Annotated in this window: 22 protein-coding genes; 1 reads left to right on the top strand and 21 read right to left on the bottom strand. The window is 39.7% G+C overall.

Annotation, left to right across the window (positions count from 1 at the left end; genetic code table 11):
• The 17 genes from PHC29_06305 to PHC29_06225 all read right to left on the bottom strand — a co-directional run.
• Positions 1-751, bottom strand: a 751-nt coding sequence (locus tag PHC29_06305; GenBank protein ID MDD5109103.1) for a hypothetical protein, incomplete at its 3' end; no start/stop codon positions are given.
• A gap of 160 nt (positions 752-911) precedes the next feature.
• Complete coding sequence (gene yajC / locus PHC29_06300; protein ID MDD5109102.1) at positions 912-1,193, bottom strand: preprotein translocase subunit YajC; 282 nt, start codon at positions 1,191-1,193, stop codon at positions 912-914.
• A 1-nt stretch (position 1,194) separates the two neighbouring features.
• Complete coding sequence (rpsP, locus tag PHC29_06295; protein MDD5109101.1) at positions 1,195-1,440, bottom strand: 30S ribosomal protein S16; 246 nt, start codon at positions 1,438-1,440, stop codon at positions 1,195-1,197.
• Positions 1,441-1,526: 86 nt separating this feature from the next.
• Complete coding sequence (gene trpE, locus PHC29_06290) at positions 1,527-3,008, bottom strand: anthranilate synthase component I (protein ID MDD5109100.1); 1,482 nt, start codon at positions 3,006-3,008, stop codon at positions 1,527-1,529.
• Positions 3,009-3,017: 9 nt separating this feature from the next.
• Entirely contained in the window at positions 3,018-3,341 is a 324-nt protein-coding gene (gene hisI / locus PHC29_06285) for a phosphoribosyl-AMP cyclohydrolase (protein MDD5109099.1), read from the bottom strand.
• 76 nt (positions 3,342-3,417) lie between these two features.
• On the bottom strand, positions 3,418-4,176 hold the full coding sequence (gene hisF, locus PHC29_06280; GenBank protein MDD5109098.1) for an imidazole glycerol phosphate synthase subunit HisF: 759 nt from the start codon (positions 4,174-4,176) through the stop codon (positions 3,418-3,420).
• Between the two features lie 134 nt (positions 4,177-4,310).
• Complete coding sequence (locus PHC29_06275; GenBank protein MDD5109097.1) at positions 4,311-4,745, bottom strand: peptidoglycan-binding domain-containing protein; 435 nt, start codon at positions 4,743-4,745, stop codon at positions 4,311-4,313.
• Between the two features lie 133 nt (positions 4,746-4,878).
• Positions 4,879-5,598, bottom strand: a complete 720-nt coding sequence (hisA, locus tag PHC29_06270) for a 1-(5-phosphoribosyl)-5-[(5-phosphoribosylamino)methylideneamino]imidazole-4-carboxamide isomerase (protein MDD5109096.1) — start codon at positions 5,596-5,598, stop codon at positions 4,879-4,881.
• Entirely contained in the window at positions 5,592-6,206 is a 615-nt protein-coding gene (gene hisH / locus PHC29_06265; GenBank protein MDD5109095.1) for an imidazole glycerol phosphate synthase subunit HisH, read from the bottom strand. The genes hisA and hisH overlap by 7 nt, the downstream gene beginning before the upstream one ends.
• Positions 6,207-6,815 (bottom strand): imidazoleglycerol-phosphate dehydratase, encoded by a 609-nt coding sequence (locus PHC29_06260; protein MDD5109094.1) that lies wholly within the window; start codon positions 6,813-6,815, stop codon positions 6,207-6,209.
• Between the two features lie 75 nt (positions 6,816-6,890).
• On the bottom strand, positions 6,891-8,117 hold the full coding sequence (gene hisD, locus PHC29_06255) for a histidinol dehydrogenase (GenBank protein ID MDD5109093.1): 1,227 nt from the start codon (positions 8,115-8,117) through the stop codon (positions 6,891-6,893).
• Positions 8,114-10,723: an alanine--tRNA ligase gene (gene alaS, locus PHC29_06250; GenBank protein MDD5109092.1), complete on the bottom strand. Its 2,610-nt coding sequence runs from the start codon at positions 10,721-10,723 to the stop codon at positions 8,114-8,116. The genes hisD and alaS overlap by 4 nt, the downstream gene beginning before the upstream one ends.
• A 72-nt stretch (positions 10,724-10,795) precedes the next feature.
• A complete protein-coding gene (locus PHC29_06245; protein ID MDD5109091.1) occupies positions 10,796-11,278 on the bottom strand; it encodes a regulatory protein RecX in 483 nt (160 codons plus the stop codon).
• Complete coding sequence (recA, locus tag PHC29_06240) at positions 11,238-12,227, bottom strand: recombinase RecA (GenBank protein MDD5109090.1); 990 nt, start codon at positions 12,225-12,227, stop codon at positions 11,238-11,240. The genes PHC29_06245 and recA overlap by 41 nt, the downstream gene beginning before the upstream one ends.
• A 137-nt stretch (positions 12,228-12,364) precedes the next feature.
• On the bottom strand, positions 12,365-12,730 hold the full coding sequence (locus PHC29_06235; GenBank protein MDD5109089.1) for a four helix bundle protein: 366 nt from the start codon (positions 12,728-12,730) through the stop codon (positions 12,365-12,367).
• 109 nt (positions 12,731-12,839) lie between these two features.
• On the bottom strand, positions 12,840-14,207 hold the full coding sequence (locus tag PHC29_06230; GenBank protein MDD5109088.1) for a hypothetical protein: 1,368 nt from the start codon (positions 14,205-14,207) through the stop codon (positions 12,840-12,842).
• A gap of 137 nt (positions 14,208-14,344) precedes the next feature.
• Positions 14,345-15,061 (bottom strand): hypothetical protein, encoded by a 717-nt coding sequence (locus tag PHC29_06225; GenBank protein MDD5109087.1) that lies wholly within the window; start codon positions 15,059-15,061, stop codon positions 14,345-14,347.
• Positions 15,062-15,256: 195 nt separating this feature from the next.
• Between PHC29_06225 and PHC29_06220 the strand changes: the two genes are divergently transcribed.
• Entirely contained in the window at positions 15,257-16,423 is a 1,167-nt protein-coding gene (locus tag PHC29_06220; protein MDD5109086.1) for a sensor domain-containing diguanylate cyclase, read from the top strand.
• Positions 16,424-16,538: 115 nt separating this feature from the next.
• Here the strand turns inward: PHC29_06220 and PHC29_06215 are convergent, their stop codons facing one another.
• The 4 genes from PHC29_06215 to PHC29_06200 all read right to left on the bottom strand — a co-directional run bounded on the left by PHC29_06215 (position 16,539) and on the right by PHC29_06200 (position 22,138).
• A complete protein-coding gene (locus tag PHC29_06215; GenBank protein ID MDD5109085.1) occupies positions 16,539-19,769 on the bottom strand; it encodes an AAA family ATPase in 3,231 nt (1,076 codons plus the stop codon).
• 58 nt (positions 19,770-19,827) lie between these two features.
• Positions 19,828-20,007, bottom strand: coding sequence for a helix-turn-helix domain-containing protein (locus PHC29_06210; GenBank protein MDD5109084.1), 180 nt, complete (start codon positions 20,005-20,007; stop codon positions 19,828-19,830).
• A 142-nt stretch (positions 20,008-20,149) separates the two neighbouring features.
• The gene (locus tag PHC29_06205; GenBank protein MDD5109083.1) at positions 20,150-21,352 is read right to left on the bottom strand and encodes an FAD-binding protein; all 1,203 of its coding nucleotides are present in this window, start codon (positions 21,350-21,352) and stop codon (positions 20,150-20,152) included.
• Between the two features lie 3 nt (positions 21,353-21,355).
• A complete protein-coding gene (locus PHC29_06200; protein MDD5109082.1) occupies positions 21,356-22,138 on the bottom strand; it encodes an electron transfer flavoprotein subunit beta/FixA family protein in 783 nt (260 codons plus the stop codon).
• Positions 22,139-22,213 lie beyond the last annotated feature (75 nt).

The raw sequence follows: 22,213 nt of genomic DNA, 5'->3' as shown, positions 1-22,213 counted from the left end.
GAGCTGGTAGTGCTCCCACTCTCAAAACTAAAGCTAAATCCTGAGCTGTTTGCACATCAAATCGTCCGCTGATTACCGCCTCACCTGAGGGAATTGCCTCTCTAATCCGCGGAGCTGATTGAACTTTACCATCCAAAACAATCGCCAAGCGTTTACCTATATTAGCGGCAGTCACTTCAGCAAATTTTTTGGCGCCTGCGGGATTAAAACGCAACCCGACTATCGGCTCGCTAAACTGACTCTGGTCAAAACGGACTGAAGCATCAGTCAGTGAATCTCCAACCAGAACCGCCTGCTTCTCAAGTAATAAGGGTTCATTCTCTTCAGAAGAATACTTTAGCTCATAGCCTTCTGGTATTGTCCCTGCAATTGCATTTTTAAGTTTATCCGCATCATTAGAAACAATTTTAAATTCAAGCATGGCAGTTTTACCGATTAGATCAATAGCGCGTTGCCGATCGGTAACCCCGGGTAATTGCACAACAATCTCATCCTCACCCTGCTTTTGAATAGAAGTTTCCCTGACCCCAAATTCATCAATGCGATTGCGGATTACCTCAACTGCCCGGTCGCATGCATCAAGCTTAGCCTGCCCTTCAAGATGGCTGGTATCAACTTTTAGCAAAAGGTGCATTCCACCCTGAAGATCAAGCCCCAGATTAATGCGCTTATTTAAAGGAAATGTATAATATAAACATAAACCAATAACCCCCAAGATAAGCAATATTTTATAGGTCAGTTTTCTTTCCATTTATAAAACTCCTGTTTATTCTAATTATTTAATACTGATGAAAACCCCATTTTTTACCTATCGTCATTCTGAGGAGAGGCAAAGCCTCGACGAAGAATCTCTTGAGATCCTTCGTCGCTTCGCTCCTCAGGATGACAAAAAGAGAATTTTTCAGCATTAACTAATTGGGTTTCTTTATATAAGCCACGCTATTTTTCTCAATCTCCATCTTTACGTTTTCATCAATGCGTAAAGTTAAAGTCTTATCCTTTACATTGACGACTGTGCCATGGATGCCGCCTAAAGTTACAATCTCATCATTTTTATTAATACCCAGAAGCATTTTTTGGTGCTCTTTCTCTTTTTGCTTCTGAGGCCTTATTAACAAAAAATAAAAAATAATAAAAATTAATGCTAACGGCATAAGCTGAACTATGGGATTAACTGCACCTTGTTGTGGCATATTAGGCTCCTTTATTTAATTTCTTCAATAAACTTTTTACGGTCGCCGAAGCTTGAGCGCCATTTTTTACCCACTCAGCAATGCGTTCTTTCTTAAGCACCGCAGCCCCAGTTGTCGGCTTATAATAACCCAACTCTTCAATTATCCGGCTATCCCGGCCCATACGTTCATCGAAAGCAGTAACGCGAAAGTGCGGTTTACCTACTGGATTCTTGCCTATTCTTCTTAAACGAATATGTACTGACATTAAGTTTCTCCTTTCTTGCCCACGAGGGCAACACCCCTGCCTGCCGGCAGGCAGGCGCGCAATACCCATTAGCGCGGAGTGCTCTCCTAATTGCTTCTAATTGCTTCCATTAGTGCTTCTGCTTTATTCACTGATTCCTGATATTCTTTTGCCGGAACAGAGTCAGCGACAATCCCCGCCCCAGCTTGCACATAAGCAAAACCATCTTTGAGGACTATCGTACGGATGGCGATGCAAGTATCCAGGTTATGCGAAAAACTAAAATAACCGATTGCTCCGGCATAAAGCGAGCGTTTTAAATTTTCCAGCTCATCAATAATCTCCATTGCCCGGATTTTAGGCGCGCCGCTTACGGTACCTGCAGGAAATGTGGCTTTTAACACATCATAGATATCAAACCTTTTTTTGTCAAGAGCCGCGCTCACCTGGCTGACCAGATGCATTACATGGGAATATTTCTCCACATGCATAAACTCATCAACCCTGACCCGGCCAGGCTCACTTATACGGCCTAAATCATTCCTTCCCAAATCTACCAACATCAAGTGTTCTGCTTTTTCTTTCTCATCATTCAAGAGTTCTTTTTCAAGGCGTACATCCTCCTGTTCACTTTTACCGCGCCTGCGGGTACCGGCGATAGGACGATTCTGTACCAGACCATTTTCACAACGCACCAGCATCTCAGGACTTGAACCAACAATAGAAAAATCTTTTAATTTAAGATAATACATATAAGGCGAAGGATTAAGGCTTCGTAAAGCCCGATAAATGGTGAAACCATCTTTTTGCGCCTTAACCTTAAACCGCTGTGATAAAACTACCTGGATAATATCGCCCTTCTTTATATATTCTTTTGCCTTTTTAACTATTCTCACAAACTCTGATTGCTTAAAATTACTGTTAATGCGTAACTTTTTGGATCCAATCGCATCATTTCTTAGGATAACAGAACGGTTAAAATCATTATGTATCGATTCAATTTTCTTGATTGCCTGTTCATAAAGCTTCTTTTTCTCAGGCAAATTCAAAGCCTTTGGCAAAATAACATTATTAACGATTTTTATGGTATGGTTAAGCCGGTCAAAAATTAAAAGCGCATCAGTTAAAATTAAAAGCGTATCAGGAATATTTAAATTATCTTTGTTCTTATCCGGGATGTTTTCAAAAAATCTTACCGTATCATAACCAATATAACCAACCAGCCCCCCATAAAAACGTGGCAACTCAGGTATCTGGACACTGCGAAAATCTTGCATTATTTTTTTGATTTCAACAAGAGGAGAACTATCGGTTATAAAATTTCTTTTTTTATTCGCGGCTATATCAAAAATTTCAATCCGTTTATCCTTGCTTTTAAAAATCAAACTGGGATTGCTGCCTAAAAATGAGTAGCGAGCGATTTTCTCCTGCCCTTCTACAGACTCCAAAAGAAAAGAATAATCCCCCTGCTGGATTTTTAAAAAAGCAGAAACTGGCGTATCCAAATCGGCATTTATCTCTTTGTAAACAGGAATAACATTGCCTTTTTTGGTATAATTTAAAAATTCACTTAAAGTCGGCCTAATCAACCTTTACCCCTATTCTATCTTTCTATAAAAACAACTTCTATTATTCGTATGGCATGCCTTACCAACCTGGCGTACTTTAATTAAAAGCGCGTCCATATCACAATCATAGTCGATTGACTTAATAAACTGAAAATGCCCGCTAGTCAATCCCTTAACCCAATATTCTTTCCGAGAACGCGACCAAAAACAGGTTTTACCCAATTTTAAAGAACGCCGTAAAGATTCCTTATTCATATAAGCCAACATTAATACCTGCTGGTTTTTATAATCCTGGATAATTGCCGGTATTAACCCATTCTGATCAAACTTTAAACTTGACAACTTAAACGATATTTTTTTCACTTAAATTTCCCCTTCCCCCAAGCATAAGTTGTAAGCTTACGACTTATAGCTTAAAAACTTAATCCTATTAACTTAATCTCACCGCTACTCCTCTTTCTTTTAAATAATTCTTTACCTGTTTTATCGAAAATTCCTGGTAGTGAAAAAGCGAGGCAACTAATGCGGCATCTGCCCCTGTATCTTTAAAAACATTATAGAAATCCTCTAACTTTCCTGCGCCACCTGAGGCAATTACCGGAATACTAATTTTACCGGTAACTGCCTTGGTTAATTCTAAATCATAACCATCTTTGGTCCCGTCAAAATCCATACTGGTCAAAAGAATTTCACCAGCTCCAAGCTGAGCTGCTTTTTGAGCCCAAGCTAACACATCAAGGCCCGTAGGCGTTCTGCCTCCATTAATAAACACCTCCCAATGCCCATCCTGCTTCTTGGCATCAATAGCCACCACAACGCACTGACTGCCAAATCTCTTTGCGGCATCGCTTATTAACTGAGGAAATTTTACCGCTTGCGTATTAATTGAAACTTTTTCAGCTCCGGCATTTAAAATATTGCGAATATCTTCAGTCTCGCCTATACCTCCGCCAACTGTAAAAGGCATGAAGATATTTTGAGCGATTCTTTGCACTAAGGTAGCTAAAGTTTTCCTGTTTTCAACACTGGCAGTAATATCCAGAAAAACCAATTCATCAGCTTGCTGCTGGTCATAAACCTTTGCCACCTCAACCGGATCCCCGGCATCACGAAGACCTAGAAATTTTACTCCCTTAACAACGCGGCCTTCTTTAATATCCAAACAAGGAATAATACGTTTACTAAGCATAAATACAATTATTACTGTCTAATTTTCTGTCATCCTGACCCTGAGGCGAAGCCGAAGGGAAAGGATCTCGTTTCTAGATTCTTCGTCGTCGTTCCACCGCTGGCGGTACTCCTCAGAATGACGGATACATAGCCTTATTTAATTTTTTTCTCCAAATAATCCTTTAAAACTAGCCAAGTTTTTTTGCCCACCTTACCATCAATAGGCAAATTATTGGCTTTTTGAAATTCTCTTACTGCTTTTCGTGTTTTTTTACCCAACTTACCATCAACGGTGCCTGCATAATAACCAGCATTATTTAAAGCTGTCTGAATTTGTTTTCCATCTGGTTGTTCATTGACTCCATCGGTTTTAGGAACACTCATATTAACTTCTTCATTACTTTTTACTATAGAACCTTTTAAGCCGCTAATCTCATCATCTTTTTCGCGTAACTGTGTCTCAAGCACGGAAACCTTATCCTTTAACGCCTGAATCTCTAAATCATTATTTTTACGCATTGTAGCGCACCCACTTAAAGAAAAAACAAATATCGCCGCTAACCCCAAAAACAGTACTTTTTTTGCCATCCCCCCTCCTTTTTAATGAACGTTTGACTTACGAACACGGCAGTGTGAGTAAGTCATTGCGTGAATTATCCCTCCGAGTATGCCAAAATTATCGAAGAGAATTTTGGCACATATTACGAGACGGGACACCTTATTATTTTAACTTCAATGCCTGGGCTAAGGTAAATTTACCTTCATACAGGGCTTTACCGATAATAACTCCTGCCAATCCTTGCGCTTTAAGTTTATCAAGCTTTACTAAATCTCTTAAACCGGAAATTCCTCCTGAAGCAATAACATTTAGCCCTGTTTCCTTAAGTAACTCTTTAATCCCCAGGATATTTGGGCCCCTTAAAGTACCATCCTTAGAAATATCCGTATAAATAACTTGGTTAAAACCTATTTTCTTTAATTGACGTGCAAAATCAAGAGTAGTTTTAACGCTATTGCGATTCCAACCTTGCGTCAAAACTTTTCCATTCTTTGCATCAATGCTCACAATAACTTTATCACCAAATTTTTCCCGAGATTTTTTTAGAAATTTTCCATCACTGGCAGCTTTTGTCCCTAAAATAACCCTCTGCACTCCCAAGGCCAAGAGCTTAGATATTGTTTGAGTATTTCTTACTCCTCCACCAAATTCAACCGGTATACCGACCTCTTTTACAATTTCTCCTAAAACTTTTAAATTTTTAGGCGCTCCAGATAAAGCGCCATCCAGATCCACAATATGTAAAAACTTTGCCCCCTGTTTGGCCCAATGTTTAGCTACCTTTACCGGGTCGCTGGAATAAACCTTCTCTTGGTTAAACTTACCCTGAAAAAGCCTGACAACTTTGCCTTCCTTTAAATCTATCGCCGGTATAATCAACATAACTTTACGAAATTCTCAATCATCTTTAACCCAACTCCCTGGCTCTTTTCCGGATGAAACTGCGCTCCGTAAACGTTATCCTTCCATAAAACAGAGGCAAATTTTATTCCGTAATCCGTAGTTGCAGCAACCACAGATTCATCAAAAGGCTTAGGATAATATGAGTGACAAAAATAAACCTGAGAATTATCAGTTACCCCGTTTAACAAAGGGCATTTTCCTGCTATAATTTTAAGATCATTCCAACCCATATGTGGAACCTTCAAATTATCTGCGGTAATAAATTTAACTACGCTTCCACCTAAAATACCCAGGCCTTTATTAATTTTAGCTTCCTGGCTGCTTTCAAATAAAAGTTGCAGCCCTAAACAAATTCCCAAGAACGGTTTTTTTTGCTTAACCTGCTCTTTAATCACACTGATTAAATCTTGCTTCTCTAATTCAAAGATTGCATCATCAAAAGCTCCCACACCTGGCAATATTATTTTAGCAGCAGAACTTATATTGCTTTTTTTATTTGTTATTACAGGAGTAGCCCCAAAAAACGCAATTGCCTTAGCCACGCTATGAACATTACCCATACCATAGTCGATAATCGCAATCTTCATTTAGTCAATTACGCCTTTGGTCGATGGAATCCCTTTTCTACGTGGGTCAATTTGGGTGGCTTGATCCAAAGCAATACCCAGGGCTTTAAAAACTGGCTCCAGAGTAGCGTGTAAATCACGATTAGGATGATCGATCTTTATGTTTAAATTCATCCCCAGTTGTTTGGCAAATGCCTCAAAAAAATGCTCCGCGTATTTAATATCATATCCATCCTGAGGTTGAATCTCGTAGCCTAATTGCCCAATAGTCAATTTAAACGAACCTCTACCGCTAACATCAACAGCCACACTCGCTGTTACATCTTCCATAGGTACTGACATAGATCCAAGCCTATTAATACCTACTTTATCTCCCAATGCTTTTTTAAAAACTTGCCCCAAAACAATACCTAAATCTTCATTTGTATGATGAACATCTACTTTTAAGTCAGCTTCAATAGTAGTAAGTTCTAAATCAAAATGCCCCCAAAAAGCAAATAATTCAAACATGTGATCTAAAAAACCGATACCCGAATTAATTTTTACTTCCCCTGAACCATCAATGTTTAATTTAACGTCAATGACAGTTTCCTTGCTAGCTCTCCTATAATTAAAAGTCCTCTTGTTCATAAAATCACTCCTTAAAGAATTAGAAATCCGGGGACGGTTCTCTAAAACTAGAGAACCGTCCCCTTTATTTTATAGCTATACAAACCTGCTCCTTACAGAATCCACGTGTTTTTGCAGTCCTTCAATCCCAGCAACTTTTTCCAATGGCTCACGTATTTTTTCTAATGCTTTTTTTGAATAACTGATTATATGGCTGCTCTTAATAAAATCATAAACGTTGAGCCCTGAGAAAAAGCGAGCAGAGCCTCCTGTGGGTAAAACATGGCTAGGCCCGGCAACATAATCACCTAGGGCTACAGGGCTATAAGGGCCTAAGAATATTGCTCCGGCATTTTTTATCCTCTTAAGTAAAGTCTTAGGATTCTGTACCAAAATCTCCAAATGTTCAGGAGCTATTCTATTAGCAATCTCAGCAGCCTGCTCTAAATTTTTTGTCAAAATAATATAACCATTATCCCCGGAAAGCTTAGACTTTACTTCATTGGCCAAACTTTTAGAATTAGTAATTAATATTGCCAGGCCCTTTGCATGTTCGGCTTGAGCGCGTAAATCAGCAATAACAAATTTCGGGTCACTGAAACGATTAGCAATAATCACTAGCTCCGTAGGCCCGGCAATCATATCAATATCAACTGCCCCATATACCTGACGTTTTGCTTCGCTTACATAAATATTGCCCGGGCCAACAATCTTATCTACCTTAGGAATAGTTTTAGTCCCATAAGCCAAGCCAGCAATTCCCTGCGCCCCGCCAACCCGATAAACCTCATCAACCTTTAACAGGTCAGCAATAACTAAAATATGCGGGTTAATATACCCGTTTTTATCCGGAGGGCTGATCAAAACAACTTTTTTAACCTGCGCCAGTTTTGCCGGTAAAACAGTCATATATACGGTAGAAACTAGTGGTGCCGTACCGGCAGGTATATAGACGCCTATCCTGTCTAAGGGCGTATAGTTTTCTCCCAAGACCACTCCTTCGGCCCCTTTAATCCTCCAGGATTTACGTAGTTGTTTACGATAAAAACGGTTTACATTTTCGATAATTACTCTTAGAGAAGGAACAAAATCCGGACTAATATTCGCATAAGCCCCACTAATCTCAATCTGAGAAACTTTCAGTTGGCGCAAGCTTAATTTAACCTTATCGAATTTACGGGTATATTTAAGTAATGCCTCATCGCCGAAAAAACGCACATCGTCAATAATCTTTCTGACTTTCTCTTCAACGCGCCTCTGCCGTGATTGCCCTCGATTGTAAATCTTTTCTAATTTTTTACTGGTAAAACGGATTATTTTCATAACTTTATTATTATATCCTTTATTTTATCAAATACCAGCGTAAAATTCTCCGGTAAATTGCCTCCGGCTTGCGCAAAATCTTCCCTTCCGCCACCGCTACCGCCAATAAGCGAGGCAACTTCAAGAATAATATCTTTGGCGCTTAATCCCTTTAAACATAAATCCGCAGTCAAACCAACAACTAGAAAAGCTCTGTTGCCATCATTAGATCCTAAAACGATTGCTGCCTGAGTAAGCTTAGCCTTAACCGTGTCCGCCAAAAGACGCAGTAACTTCATATCTAAATTATTTTCAACCGAAAAAACAGCATTTATTCCGTTTATCTTTACGTACTTCTCTGAAAGTTCAAGCGCCCGAGCAGGCAGCGCACTATTCATCTCTGCGCTACGTTTCTTCTCTTGTGCTTTCTTCTCTTCCAACTTAATCTTCTTTTTGGATTCTTCAATCGCTTTTTGCTCCTGATCCTTAACAAACTGTTCGGCAAACTTCGCAGTAACTGCTTCAATCCTTCTTATTCCGCTGGCGACGCTACTTTCACTGATTATTTTTATCAAACCGATTTGCTTAATATCATTGAGGTGCGTACCACCGCAAAGTTCTTTTGAAATACCTCCAATTTCAACCACACGTACATTTTCACCATATTTTTCCTCAAAAAAAGCTAAAGCTCCAGCTTTCTTAGCTTCTTTAAGCGCCATCTCTTTAGAATCCACCACATAATTTTTAATAATATAGCTATTAGCTAGCTCCTCAACCCTGGTAATTTCTTGGCCTGATAACCCTTTAAAATGTGTGAAATCAAAACGAAGTTTTTCCTCAGTGACTAGGGATCCTTGCTGTTGGACGTGATTTCCTAGAACTTCCCGTAAAGATGCCTGTAATAAATGCGTTGCCGTGTGATTCTTGGAAATATTTAACCTGCGCTCGACATCTATCTTAGCAACTACCGAATCACCTTTTTTAAAATTACCGGATTTGACCTTACCAATATGTAAAATAACATTATCGATTTTTTTAGTATCAAGAACTTCAAAAACATTTTCCCCTTTCACTAACTCCCCAGTATCCCCAACTTGGCCGCCGCTTTCTGCATAAAACGGGGTCTTATCTAAAACAACCTGTATCTTGTCCTCAGATAAAATCTCATCCACTTCCTTATTATCTTTTAATATGGCCAGAATTTTAGCTTCCGCGGAATTATCTTTATAACCAACAAATTTACTCTCTTTAACTTTTATATCCAGGCCTTTGGCGCCAAATACATCGCCTTTCATTGCGCTACCAGCCTTTGAACGCGCCTTCTGCTCCTTCATAGCCGCCTCAAAAGCATTTTCGGAGAAACTTATATTATGCTTATCCAGCCATTCTTTAGTTAACTCCAGAGGAATTCCATAGGTATCATGCAACAGGAAAACTATATTCCCCACGGCTTCGGGATTTGGTTTATTTATAAATTCAATAAATTTACTCCTGAATAATTCTTCGCTTGAACTAAGCGTATTAATAAAATTTTTTTCTTCGGCTAAAATAATCTGGGCAATTTCTTCCCGTCGATTAGTCAATTCAGGATAAGGTTTGCGCATAATTTCAACCACTGTTGCCACTAAACGGTAAAGAAAAGGGCCTTTAATTCCCAAGCTATTTAAATGTAAAATGGATTTACGTATTATTTTTCTTATTACATAACCTCTTCCTTCATTAGAAGGCAATATTCCGTCAAAGATGGAAAATACTACTGCCCGCACATGATCAGCTATGGCATAAAGCGATTCAACGGGGACAGTCCCCTCCCGCCACTGACGCGTCGGCGGGCAGGTCGGGGGCAGTCCCTTAGTTATCTCTTTTATTACCGGCTGGAACAATTCAGTTTCAAAATTACTTTTTACTCCCTGGATAACCGCAGCTAGCCTTTCTAGCCCCATTCCGGTATCGATATTTTTATTAGGTAATGGCTCTAAAGAGCCATCGGGTTTACGGTTAAATTGGGTAAATACTAAATTCCAAATCTCGGCAAATCTTCCACAACTACAAGCCGGCGAACAATCCGGTTTTTTACATCCTACATCATCTCCAAAATCATAAAATATCTCCGAGCATGGGCCGCATGGGCCATTAGGCCCTTTGGTTTTTGCTTCTGCCGGCCAAAAATTATCCTTATCCCCTAATCTAATAATTTTATTTTCAGTAATTTTTATAACATTCCTCCAAATATCATAAGCCTCATCATCATCTTGATAAACTGAAATCCAAAGTTTATCCGGGCTAATTTTTAATTCTTCAGTTAAAAACTCCCAAGCCCAGGATATCGCCTCATTCTTAAAATAGCCGCCGAAAGAAAAATTTCCCAACATCTCAAAAAAAGTATGATGCACGCTGGTTTTACCTACTTTATCCAAATCATCCGTGCGCAGGCAACGCTGTGAAGTAGCCGCTCGTTTAAAACCAGAATCAAGCCCTAAAAATTCTTTTTTAAACTGATTCATTCCGGCGGGAGTAAATAATACCGTAGGATCATCCTTAGGAACTAAAGAATCACTATCAATAACCTTATGTTTCTTGGCTTTAAAAAAAGTAAGAAATTTTTCTCTTAAAATATCCGCGGTCATAATTATGAAAATAAAGGTGACGGTTCTATTTTTTAATCATATAAAGCGACGGAAAAAATAGAACCGTCTCCCTTATTTTTTGATTATTTCACTCACTATATCCGGTGAGAACCCCCGACGTATCAAATAACCATATACGCGCGCTTTTGCTTTCTGCGGCTCTATACCAGCTAATTTTGAAAATCTCTGCTTAGCTAACTGACTGACTATCTGGCTTTCACTATAATCTTCTCTGGCTTGAACCAGAGAATCCTCAATAATCTGCTCACTTAAGCCTTTACTCAAAAGCTCCTGCCTTATTCTTCTTATACCAAACGGCCGTTTAAGGCGAGCTGCTACCCAACCCTTGGCAAAAACACGATCATCGATAAACTCTTTATCTTTTAAAAAATTAACCGTGTCTACTGCTAGCTCTTGGGAAAAGCCTTTTTGTTTTAAACGCGCTAATAACTCGTTCTCACTACGCAGGCGAAACTTAAGCAGCAGAAAAGCATAGGCTTTGGCTTTTTCCGTATTATTCAGCCAGGCTTGACTTTTTACGAGTTGCTTTTTCAATATCTTCCTGTAATTTTGGATTCTCTTTTAAGAATTTTATCGCTGCATCCCTACCCTGGCCCAGCTTTTTATCTTCAAATGAAAGCCAGGTACCGCTTTTGGCAATTACTTCCAAATTTAGCGCCCCATCAATCACTGCTCCGGATTTGGCAATACCTCCATTATGCATAATATCAAACTCAGCTTCACGAAAAGGCGGAGCAATTTTATTTTTAACTACCTTTACCCTGACATGATTGCCAATAATTTTATCTCCGTCTTTTAAATAAGCAATCCTACGCACATCTAATCTTACTGACGCGTAAAATTTAAGCGCCCGGCCTCCCGGGGTAGTCTCCGGCGAACCGAACATCACGCCAATCTTCTCGCGCAGCTGATTAATAAAAATTAAAGTAGTGCGCGATTTACTAATGCAGCCGGTCAATTTACGCAAGGCCTGCGACATCAGGCGCGCCTGAAGGCCCATATGAGAGTCTCCCATCTCTCCTTCGATTTCAGCGCGCGGAGTTAATGCCGCCACTGAATCAATTACCACTAAATCTACAGCATTAGAACGCACCAAGGTTTCGGCAATCTCCAAAGCTTGCTCACCGGTATCCGGCTGTGATATCAAAAGATCATCTAAGTTGACTCCGATAAGCTTGGCATAAGTTGAATCGAAAGCATGCTCCGCATCAATAAATGCTGCCACTCCTCCCTTTTTCTGAATCTCCCTGATGGCCGTTAAAGTCAAAGTAGTTTTACCGGAAGCTTCCGGCCCGAATATTTCCACTACTCTTCCACGAGGAAGGCCACCTATCCCCAAAGCCAGATCCAGGGTCAAAGCACCTGTAGATATCGTTTCAATATTGACTTTAGTATGCGCACCCAGCTTCATAATCGAACCCTTGCCAAACTGCTTCTCTATCTGCGCTAAAGCCAATTCCAGCGCCTTGCTGCGATCAGAAATATTTTGCTGCGCCTCTTCTTTTTTCTCTTTAGTAACCATCCTAACCTCCAATTTTTCGAATTTAATAAAATATTATAACTTGCCCACTTCATACTGTCAAACGAATATTACCCTAGCTGTAAGTTGTAAGCTATAAGCTATAGGCTGTAAGTTTTAAGCTTATTTTGAAAACCATAAAGCATTCGGCCGATTTCATCGGCTAATATTAATAGGCGCTCATAACTAATTTTATCTAAATACGTTAAATCATGAGCCAAAAGCAGATGATATTTTGTTTCCTCTAAAGAACTATCGGCCATATTAAGAAAATGCGCAAAATCCTTATCGCTTCTTCTCTTGTAGCCTTCAACGATATTAGTAGGAACCGAGGCACATGATCTTCTTAGTTGAGAAGTTAAATTGTATCTTTCTGAAATTGGGAAGCCTTCGGTAATTTTGTATATTTCTAGGACTAATTCATGAGCTTTCTGCCAAACTTTTATTTCTTTGAAGGTTCCTGCCATATTGTCTTTAGCTTACAGCTTAGGACTTAAAACTTACAGCTATAAACAAAAATTCCCCCTTTCTACCTTCAATAGACGTAAAAAGGAGGGAAATCTAACTAAAAAAATATTATTGCAATGTTACCCAAACAACAATTTTGCCTTCGCCATCTTTTAAAGATTCCATAGCTTTTCCCAATACCATACCCGGCTTTAGCTTATCTATATTTGCCTTCATGGCATAACCGGGTTTATTGGAAGTAACCAATAAATCTCCTATTTCAATCGGTCCATTTTCTGTACTAACTTTACACAGCACCCGTCCGACTAAAGCAATAGGTTTCTTATCATTAATGGAATTAATTTTTTCCGGAGGGGTATCTCCTCCGATTACCATAGAGGCAGTATTCGGATCTGAAACAATACCGGCAACAAGAAAATCATAAGCCTTCTGGCTGCGTCTCATCCTCACCCTTGCTTCTTGATCTATACAAACTACATCTCCAACCTCTAATATATCCTCTTTTCTTACCGGAGTAACTTCAGCTAAATCATAACGTGTGGCACCGTTAGCCCAGAAAGGACCGACAGCAAAATTATGATAAGTAGAACCTGCCTGTGTTGTTGTAAGTCTTAACCATACATCCGGACCCCAAGCGCCTTTCCCTAGCACCCAACCCGTTGATGTTTCCCCTCCGGCAATTGAACCTGCAACTGCTAGTTTACTAGTCGACGGTGTCGTCATCCCAATGCCGACATTGCCGCCATTTGGCTGCAAAACTGTACCGCTTTTACCATAAACACTGCCGCCATCGATAACAATACCAGTTGCGAAGGCTAAGGTCAATTGCTGATAATTCGGACTTGACCAAGAACCGGCAGATTTATAAATACCATAGTTTACGTTGTCGGAATACCAAAACATTCCAGGCGAACTGGTAGAAGAATAACCATTATTGCCAAAAGTAATTTGCCCATTTGTACTAACATCTAAAGTTCTTTGCGGAGTCGTCGTCCCAATACCGACATCGCCAGTTTGAACAATTAAAGCATAGTTATTCGTTGCGCCGGCAGCATAAAGCTTCAAAGCAGTATTACTACCGGTTACGCTGCTCCTGTTTGTCATAATTTGAGCGCCAACGTTATAATCCGCATTTTGGGTAGCATATACGAACAAAGTATCCTCTAAGCTTGCTCCTCCTGCCACGTCCAATTTACGAAATGGTGACCGTTTCCCTATTCCGACATTGCCTGCCACTATCAGGCTTCCGGGTAAGGGATTTCCAGAATCATCAACTCCCAGGTCAGAATTATCTACTCCACCGTCTCCATTAACATCTCCTATAGCCTGCCTACTTGCTACTGTTAACTCATTGTAGCTTCCGTAAGGCGAAGGATAATAAGTAGTAATAGTAATTTCTTCAACAGCAAAAAGATAAGTTAGACAGAAAAACAAAATAAAGGAAATTAGAAAAATACTTTTAAATAATTTGAACATATCGCCTCCAGGATTGATTATATTATAAATGCACTCGCTTTGCCTGTCAAAACAACAAATAAAAATCCCTTCTTTTTAGTTCAATTGACGTAAAAAGAAGGGGAGATCTAACATGAAAATATCTGCTTCACGCAGCCCTAATATGTATGGTTTTCTTTAACCCAACGAATAATATTATCACTACCATGCAAGCACACCCATAAAAACCCTTCCGAAGGGTATCCGGATACTACCATTCGGCCTACTTCCGAATCTTCATTGCAATCGCTAGCCGGAGGAAAACTCGCCATTGTTGGTATTTGCAGATAATTTCCTACTACTTGGAACTTACTATTCGGGTCCGTCGTCCCAATACCAACGTCGCCATTAGCTTTTATTGTAAGATCAGCTGTTATATCTCCGGAGCTAAAATAGAGCTCTGAAAGGCCACCAGTGTTTGTCCATATGCGGCCAAGCTGCGTATTACTTGAGTTAATCCAAACAATATCACCAGCATCATTTCCATTATCTTTAAAAATCAGATCGCCGCCGCCATCAACACCATTATTAGCCCAAAGAGTCAATTTTGGATCTTTAAAAATATCTATAAACGTTGAGGAACCGCCAATACCGACCCTACCCCTAATCCAAACCTCTCCGGGATTCGTAGTTGGATTAGGGACATCTCTACTATCAAGTACTCCATTGCCATTATTATCTCCCACTCCCAGAGTACTAGCCTGTAATTGATTATACGAACCATAAGGCGAAGGATAGTAAGTAGTAATGGTAATTTCTTCGGCTGCAAAAACACTAATTGAACAAAAAAACAGAAGAAAAAAAATTAGAAAAATACTTTTTAATAACCTACCCATATGCTTCTCCAGTATTATTTATATTATAATGCATACCTTTTATTCTGTCAAAGAAATAAAGGGGACGCTTCTCTTTTTTAAGAGAACCGTCCCCTTTATTTTTAGCTTACAACTTAGGACTTAAAACTTATAGTTCTTTTCGCTTTCTTTTCGCCTTCCTTGACAAGCAGAACAGAATATGCTAGATTTAGCCTTATGGAAGAGTTAAATAAACTCAAAGTTGAACTTGAACGTACCAAAACTGAGCTAGGGATACTCTATGAGGTTTCTAATGCTATGCGCACCACACTAAAGCTAGATGAAATCCTCTATATTATCCTTACCGGTGTAACCGCGCATACAGGCTTAGGTTTTAACCGCGCCATGCTTTTCTTGGTTAATGAGAAAGAAAAAATCATCGAAGGCAAGATGGGAATCGGCCCGGAAAATGGGGAAGAAGCTAACATTGCCTGGACAAAAATCGAAGAGGAAAAAATGGATCTTGATGACCTAATCGGCGCCTTTAAAAATTCTAATGTTGTATTAGAATCAAGTTTTAACCGGCAGGTTAGGGATTTAAAAGTATCTATGCTTAATAAGAATGAAAATCCGCTCGCCTTGGCGGTATTAGAAGGCATGCCTCTGCATTTAACCGGTCAAACTCTCCATCAGTACCGAAATTCACCGGTAATCCAAATATTGGAAAGCGATGAACTTGTGCTCATTCCTCTAAAAGCAAAAGACAGAGTAAATGGAATAATCGTGGCAGATAATTTTATTACCAATGACCCGATTACCAAAGATGATATCCGCATGCTAACTATGCTTGCCAACCAAGCAGGCCTGGCAATCGAAAACTCTCAACTCTTTGAATTAACCGCGGAACGGGCGCATTCGGATTATTTGACCGGCCTCTGGAACCATGGGTATTTTCAGTACTTACTACACACGGAGATTGAAAAGACTAAAGCAAATAAAAGCCCACTTAGCTTAATTACGGTAGATATAGATGATTTTAAAATCTATAATGATACGCTTGGACATCAGGCAGGAGATAAAATATTAAAAGACCTAGCTACCCTCTTACGTAATCAATCGCGTAAAATGGATTTTGTCTGCCGTTACGGAGGAGAAGAATTTACTATCATCCTTCCCCGTACTGATAAAAAAGAGGCTTTTTTAATCGCTGAACGCATAAGGATGGATATCCAAAAATCCCCTTTCCTGAATGAAGAAATTTTTCCCAATAAGATGTTGACGGCAAGCTTAGGGATTGCTACTTTCCCCGAAGATGGACAACTTCCAGCAGAATTAATTACTTCTTCCGATAAGTCACTCTACCAAGCCAAAAACAAAGGCAAAAATAATACTTGTTGCGCATGAGTCATTCTGACTGCGTCATAACGTCATCCTGACCCTGAACGAAGTGAAGGGGAAGGATCTCGTCTTTAGATTCTTCGCCCTTCGGGCTCAGAATGACGGAAATCACCATGCTCCCTCAGGATGACAGGATTGGTTCCTCTTGTTTTTCCTTTTCTTTATTCTGCGACAATTTTACGGAAACTATCTTAGAAACTCCAGACTGTTCCATAGTAATACCATACATAATATTGGCATTAACAATTGTTTTTTTGTTATGGGTAATCACAATAAACTGGGAGCTCTTGGCAAACTCCTGCAAGACTCTTGAGAACCTGTCAACGTTGGCTTCATCAAGAGCAGCATCAATCTCATCCAAAATGCAGAATGGCGAAGGCTTAACTTTAAAAATCGCAAATATCAAAGCAATTGCCGACATGGTTTTCTCGCCGCCGGAAAGAAGAAGTACATTCTGCAGTTTCTTTCCCGGAGGCCGGCAGATAATCTCAATCCCCGACTCAAGCGGATCATTCTCATCAAGCAAGAAAAGCTGCGCGTCACCGCCGTTAAAAAGCAGGCGAAAATAGTTCTTAAATTCCACCTTCACTTTCTCAAATGTCTCCATAAACATCTGCTTTGTAGTACGGTTAATTTTTAAAATTGCCTGATGCAAAGATTCTTTTGCCTGGCCAAGGTCAGTCTGTTGCTGAATAAGAAAATCGTAACGCTTCTTTAACTCATCGTACTCTTCTATGGCAACTAAATTTACCGAGCCGCAGGAATCAAGCTTTCTTTTTAATTCATTGATCTCCTCAGAGAGCCCTTCTTTGCCTAATTCTTTATCTTGTTGATTCTGTTGATCTAAATCTATTCTATAAGCAGAAAGCATCCTTTCCTTTATTGTCGCATAGCGATAATCCAAATCTTTATCACGCATCGCTAAATCATGCAATTGGTTTTTAACCTGGTCAAGCGCCTTACGGTCAGCCTCAATCTTCTTGACTAACCCGGCTGTTCCCCCGGAAACCTCATTGTATTTAAGTTCAACTTGATAAAATTCACCTTTTTTTTGTTCAATTAAAATTTCTGACTGCTTAATCAAATCCTGGCATTGCGTAATTTCAAACTTCAAAGCATCTTGGCGCTCTTTGGCTTCGTTAATTTGCCTCTCAATATTCTCCAGGCTCCCCTTATCCTGAGCATAGGTTTCATCTAAGATTTTTAGAGTCGCCTCATCGGAACTAAAACGCTTATTAAGCGCTTCAATTTCAGTTTTAGTTTGAGTAATCAAAACCAGGACTTCCTCACGCGCCTTACTGTTTAACGTAATGGCGTCCTCTTCTTGCCCAATTAAATCCTGTTTAAGCCTTTGTTGGTTATTTAAACTAGAAAGCTGCTCCTGAAAAGTAGCTAAATTCTGCTCGATTGCAGTAATCTCGCGCCCTACATCAGAAAGCTCCATTACAATAACATCCTCTTCTTCTTTAATTTTATTAAATTGTTCCTGAGTCGCCTGGCAGCTAGATTCTTTATTAGCTAACGTAATCTCGTGATTGCGCAGTTCTTGCTCAAGATCCACGGACATCTTAGTTAACTCCGAAATGCAGGTCTGACGCAATATCATTTTGTTCCTCAGTTCACCAAGATTCTCCTCTATTTTTAAAATCTTTTCATCAATATTGCGCGTATCTAATTCGATGGGCTTGGCCTCTCCGCTTATTTTAAAAACAGAGGTATCCGCTATATGACCATCTTTTTCAAAAAGGCCTTGATTCTGAATCTTTACCACCAATCCGGTCAGGCTCTCACTTGGCGCCTTATCCAGATAAATCACCGCATTCAAAGATTCACCAATATCATCATATTTACTCTTTAATTTCTCTAAAAATTCCTTGTGGGAAACCAGGGTAATTTTTTCATTTTCAAGATTGGCAATCTCTTTATTAATCTCATTCAAATTTTGCCCTTCCTGCTGGAGGCTTATCTTTACATCAGATATCTTTTTACTAAATTCATCAACCAGCGTACGGGTAGCTATCAACTCCTCAGCAACCTTTTTGAGGACTTCCTCAGTGATCACCTTCTCTTCATAAACTTTAGCTTTTTCAATTTCTAACCTTTTTTTACGCGCCAAGAATACCTGATGCCTAGAGTTGAAATTCCCTATTTCATTATGAACATTGGAAATTGCAGCCTCTAAATCTAAAATTAATTTTTTGCTTTCGGAAATAACCTCTAGGGAGTTTTTAATAAGAACGCCTAGCTTATTGATTTCATCTTCCTTCTGTTCCAAAACAGATTGTTTACTGTCTATATTCTCTTTGAGGCTTGCGTACTCACTACGTACCTTTTGCAGCTTCTCCTGGTCCTGGACGAGCTTGGCATGAGCCTGATCAATCTGCCCAACTAAAACTCCATAATTCTGGGTTAATTCGACTATACGCTGCTGATTAAAATTAATATGTTCGTTATTGCGTATCAGGCTGTTTTCCAAACTGAGCATTTGACTGCGCACATCCATTAAGGCTTGTTCTAAAGTTTTTAACTCCGACTGACGGTTAGCAATCTTTTCTTCCTGTTGCCTGACTAATTCATTCAAAGATGACTCTTCTTTTTCCAAAACAGCCAGTTGATGAATAAGTTCGTCCTTTTCTTTGAGCAGATTTTTTTTATCAAGGACAGCCAAGTCAATTTCTTTCAATTTCAGTTCTTCAAAAATTTCCTTATATTTTCGCGCTTTATTAGCTTGGCGCTCTAAAGATCCAATCTGACGCCTAACTTCTGTAACAATATCATTTACACGCAGAAGATTTTGTTCGGTCTCTTCCAGCTTACGCATAGTTTCTCTTTTCTGAGCTTTATACTTACTTATTCCACTTGCCTCATCAAAAACAATCCTGCGGTCTTCCGGGCGAGAACTTAATACCAAATCAATTTTCCCCTGGGCAATAATAGAATAACTTTCAGCACCAATACCCGTTCCTAATAACAGATCCAGAATATCCTTAAGCCGCACTGTGGCTTTATTAAGCATATATTCGCTTTCCCCTGATCGAAAAAGCCTGCGGGTAATCAACACCTCCGGATTATCAACATTAAAAAAACGGCTGGTATTATCAAAAGTCAGGCTTACCTCAGCCATGCTCAGCGGCTCCTTGTTATCCGTACCATTAAAGATAACATCAAGCATCTCTGAACCGCGTAATGATTTTGCCGACTGCTCCCCTAGAACCCAACGGATAGAATCAAAAATATTCGATTTTCCGCAGCCATTCGGCCCGACAACAGCGGTAATTCCCGGCTCAAAATTAAGCGTAGTCTTATCGCAAAATGATTTAAAACCAACCAATTCTAGTCTTTTAAAATACATATTTAATTCCTCCTAATGTAGAAACATACACCGGCGCAATACCAATTAGCGCCGCATGTTAATGAGGTTGGGACTGGCCATCAAGCCAGTCGTCAATCTTATCTTTTTTAAAGCGCCATTGGCCTACAAGTTTTAGCGCAGGTATCTTATTATGCTTTAGCCAATCATAAATAGTGCGGCGGGTAACTTTTAAATAGTCCGCCAGGTCTTCAATAGTCATCAAATTGTTATTTACCATAGGTTTATTATAAACAAAAAAGCCCTTTTTTGTCAAGGAGAATCTTTACATTCTTTAACATATACATGCAAATAATACCAAAAACATGGGGACGGTTTTCTTTTTTAAATTTTAAAAAGAGAACCGTCCCCTAGATTTAACTTTATTTCCGGAGAGCTATTTTGAAAGCTTGCGTTAAAGCAGGAACAACCTGAAAAAGATCGCCGACAATTCCATAGGTAGCAACTTTGAAAATTGGAGCTTCAGGATCTTTATTGATGGCAACGATAATTTTTGAAGACTGCATTCCAACAAGGTGCTGAATTTGGCCGCTTATCCCGCATGCAAAATAGATCTTCGGGCCAACTGTACGGCCGGTCTGTCCAACTTGATGCGAATAAGGCATCCAACCGGAATCCACCGCCGCACGCGATGAGCCGACTGCAGCCCCTAAAACATGAGCCAGGTCTTCTAATAATTTAAAATTTTCATGAGAGCCTATCCCGCGGCCTCCGGAAACAATAATATTTGCTTCGGATAAATTTACCGTAGATTCAATCTCTTCAACAATATCAATAAGCCTTGTGCGTGAAACATAAAGAGAATTGTCGAAACTTTCCTTTATAATCTTACCTTTGCGTTTTTTATCAGCGGGCATGGGGACAAAAACTTTATGCCTTACTGTTGCCATCTGCGGGCGGTAATTGGGAGAAATAATTGTAGCCATGATATTGCCGCCGAAAGCCGGGCGCGTCTGCAATAGAATCTTTTTATCCGGGTCAATATCCAACCCCGTGCAATCTGCGGTTAGTCCTGCCTTGATATTTATAGCCACGCGAGAAATCAAGCTCCTGCCAATATTTGTTGCTCCACACAAGAGAATTTCAGGCTTATATTTCTTAACCAACTCTACTAAAATATTCGTATATGGCTCATCCTGGAAATTAGCCAACTCAGGAGCTTCTACTAAATAGATATTATCTGCCCCGCAGAAAATTAATTCATCCAATTGATCTTCTATTTTATCTCCAATTAATACCCCGCTTACCTGGCAATTTAATTTCTTAGCCAACTCTTGAGCCTTGCCTAATAATTCGTATGAAACCGACTGCACCCGGCCATTCTTCTGTTCGATAAAAACCCAAATTCCTTTATAATCTTTTATATCAGGCAATTCACATTGAGCCGGGGTCTTCTCTAGTAAAACCGCTTTAAACTTGCATACATCTTTACATGAGCCGCAAAGTGTACACTTATGCAAATCAACTGATGCCTTCTTATCCATAATCCGAATAGCATCAAAAGGACAGGCTTTAACGCACAAAGAACAACCGGTGCATTTCTCAACGATAATAGCAATAGACATTTTTTAATTAACCTCGTCTTTAATTAAACTCACCAGCTCTTTGGCAATCTCGTCAATCTCGCCTTTAAGTATCTGGCCGCCAACCCTTGGTGTTGGAGTAAATATCTTTACTACCTGAGTAGGTGAACCGCATAAACCAATCTGTTGCGGATCCAAATCCAGCTCCTTTTGAGTCAACATAGTAATTTTGGCGCTTTTTGCGCGCATTAAGCCTTTTAACGAAGGAATCCTTGGTTCGTTGATCTCCTTAACTACGGTTAAAAGCGCAGGAAGCGGTGTTTCAATAATTTCATATCCCTCTTCCAGCATTCTTTCCAGGCGCATAGACTTATCCGTTGCCTCTTCTACTTTTTTAACATAAGTTACCTGCGGAATATTCAAATGCGTGGATATTCCCGGGCCAACCTGCGCCGTGTCTCCATCTGAAGCTTGTTTGCCACAAATAATCAAATCAAAAGCTCCCAGCTTCTTAATTGCTCCTGCCAAAGTATAGCTGGTTGCCCAAGTATCGCTTCCGGCAAAGGCACGGTCGCAAACTAAATAACCTTCATCAGCACCCATAGAAATTGCTTCACGCAAAGCCTGATCTGCCTGAGGCGGCCCCATGGTAAGCACGCTAATCTTACCGCCAAATCTCTCCTTAAGCCTCACTGCTTCTTCAATAGCATACATATCAAAAGGATTTATAATCGCCTTGACCCCTTCGCGCATCAGTGTATTGGTCTCAGGGTTAATCCTTACTTCAGTAGTCTCAGGAACCTGTTTGATACAAACGATTATATTCATATTTAATCTTTAGCTGTAAGCTGTAAGTTATAAGCTATAAGCCGCCGTAAGCTTAAAGCTTAGGACTTATAGTTT

This window comes from Candidatus Omnitrophota bacterium, assembly GCA_028712255.1.
Classification (GTDB): Bacteria; Omnitrophota; Gorgyraeia; order Gygaellales; family Profunditerraquicolaceae; genus UBA6249.
The sequence above is the reverse complement of the archived record's forward strand: the minus strand, read 5'-3'. Positions and strand labels throughout refer to the sequence as shown.

What these genes read in the sequence shown, in the direction of transcription:
- yajC (MDD5109102.1), bottom strand. Translation starts at nt 1,193, where the DNA reads ATGCCACAACAAGGTGCAGTTAATCCCATAGTTCAGCTTATGCCGTTA.
- rpsP (MDD5109101.1), bottom strand. Translation starts at nt 1,440, where the DNA reads ATGTCAGTACATATTCGTTTAAGAAGAATAGGCAAGAATCCAGTAGGT.
- hisF (MDD5109098.1), bottom strand. Translation starts at nt 4,176, where the DNA reads ATGCTTAGTAAACGTATTATTCCTTGTTTGGATATTAAAGAAGGCCGC.
- PHC29_06275 (MDD5109097.1), bottom strand. Translation starts at nt 4,745, where the DNA reads ATGGCAAAAAAAGTACTGTTTTTGGGGTTAGCGGCGATATTTGTTTTT.
- hisA (MDD5109096.1), bottom strand. Translation starts at nt 5,598, where the DNA reads ATGTTGATTATACCGGCGATAGATTTAAAGGAAGGCAAAGTTGTCAGG.
- hisH (MDD5109095.1), bottom strand. Translation starts at nt 6,206, where the DNA reads ATGAAGATTGCGATTATCGACTATGGTATGGGTAATGTTCATAGCGTG.
- PHC29_06260 (MDD5109094.1), bottom strand. Translation starts at nt 6,815, where the DNA reads ATGAACAAGAGGACTTTTAATTATAGGAGAGCTAGCAAGGAAACTGTC.
- hisD (MDD5109093.1), bottom strand. Translation starts at nt 8,117, where the DNA reads ATGAAAATAATCCGTTTTACCAGTAAAAAATTAGAAAAGATTTACAAT.
- alaS (MDD5109092.1), bottom strand. Translation starts at nt 10,723, where the DNA reads ATGACCGCGGATATTTTAAGAGAAAAATTTCTTACTTTTTTTAAAGCC.
- PHC29_06235 (MDD5109089.1), bottom strand. Translation starts at nt 12,730, where the DNA reads ATGGCAGGAACCTTCAAAGAAATAAAAGTTTGGCAGAAAGCTCATGAA.
- PHC29_06230 (MDD5109088.1), bottom strand. Translation starts at nt 14,207, where the DNA reads ATGTTCAAATTATTTAAAAGTATTTTTCTAATTTCCTTTATTTTGTTT.
- PHC29_06225 (MDD5109087.1), bottom strand. Translation starts at nt 15,061, where the DNA reads ATGGGTAGGTTATTAAAAAGTATTTTTCTAATTTTTTTTCTTCTGTTT.
- PHC29_06220 (MDD5109086.1), top strand. Translation starts at nt 15,257, where the DNA reads ATGGAAGAGTTAAATAAACTCAAAGTTGAACTTGAACGTACCAAAACT.
- PHC29_06215 (MDD5109085.1), bottom strand. Translation starts at nt 19,769, where the DNA reads ATGTATTTTAAAAGACTAGAATTGGTTGGTTTTAAATCATTTTGCGAT.
- PHC29_06210 (MDD5109084.1), bottom strand. Translation starts at nt 20,007, where the DNA reads ATGGTAAATAACAATTTGATGACTATTGAAGACCTGGCGGACTATTTA.
- PHC29_06205 (MDD5109083.1), bottom strand. Translation starts at nt 21,352, where the DNA reads ATGTCTATTGCTATTATCGTTGAGAAATGCACCGGTTGTTCTTTGTGC.
- PHC29_06200 (MDD5109082.1), bottom strand. Translation starts at nt 22,138, where the DNA reads ATGAATATAATCGTTTGTATCAAACAGGTTCCTGAGACTACTGAAGTA.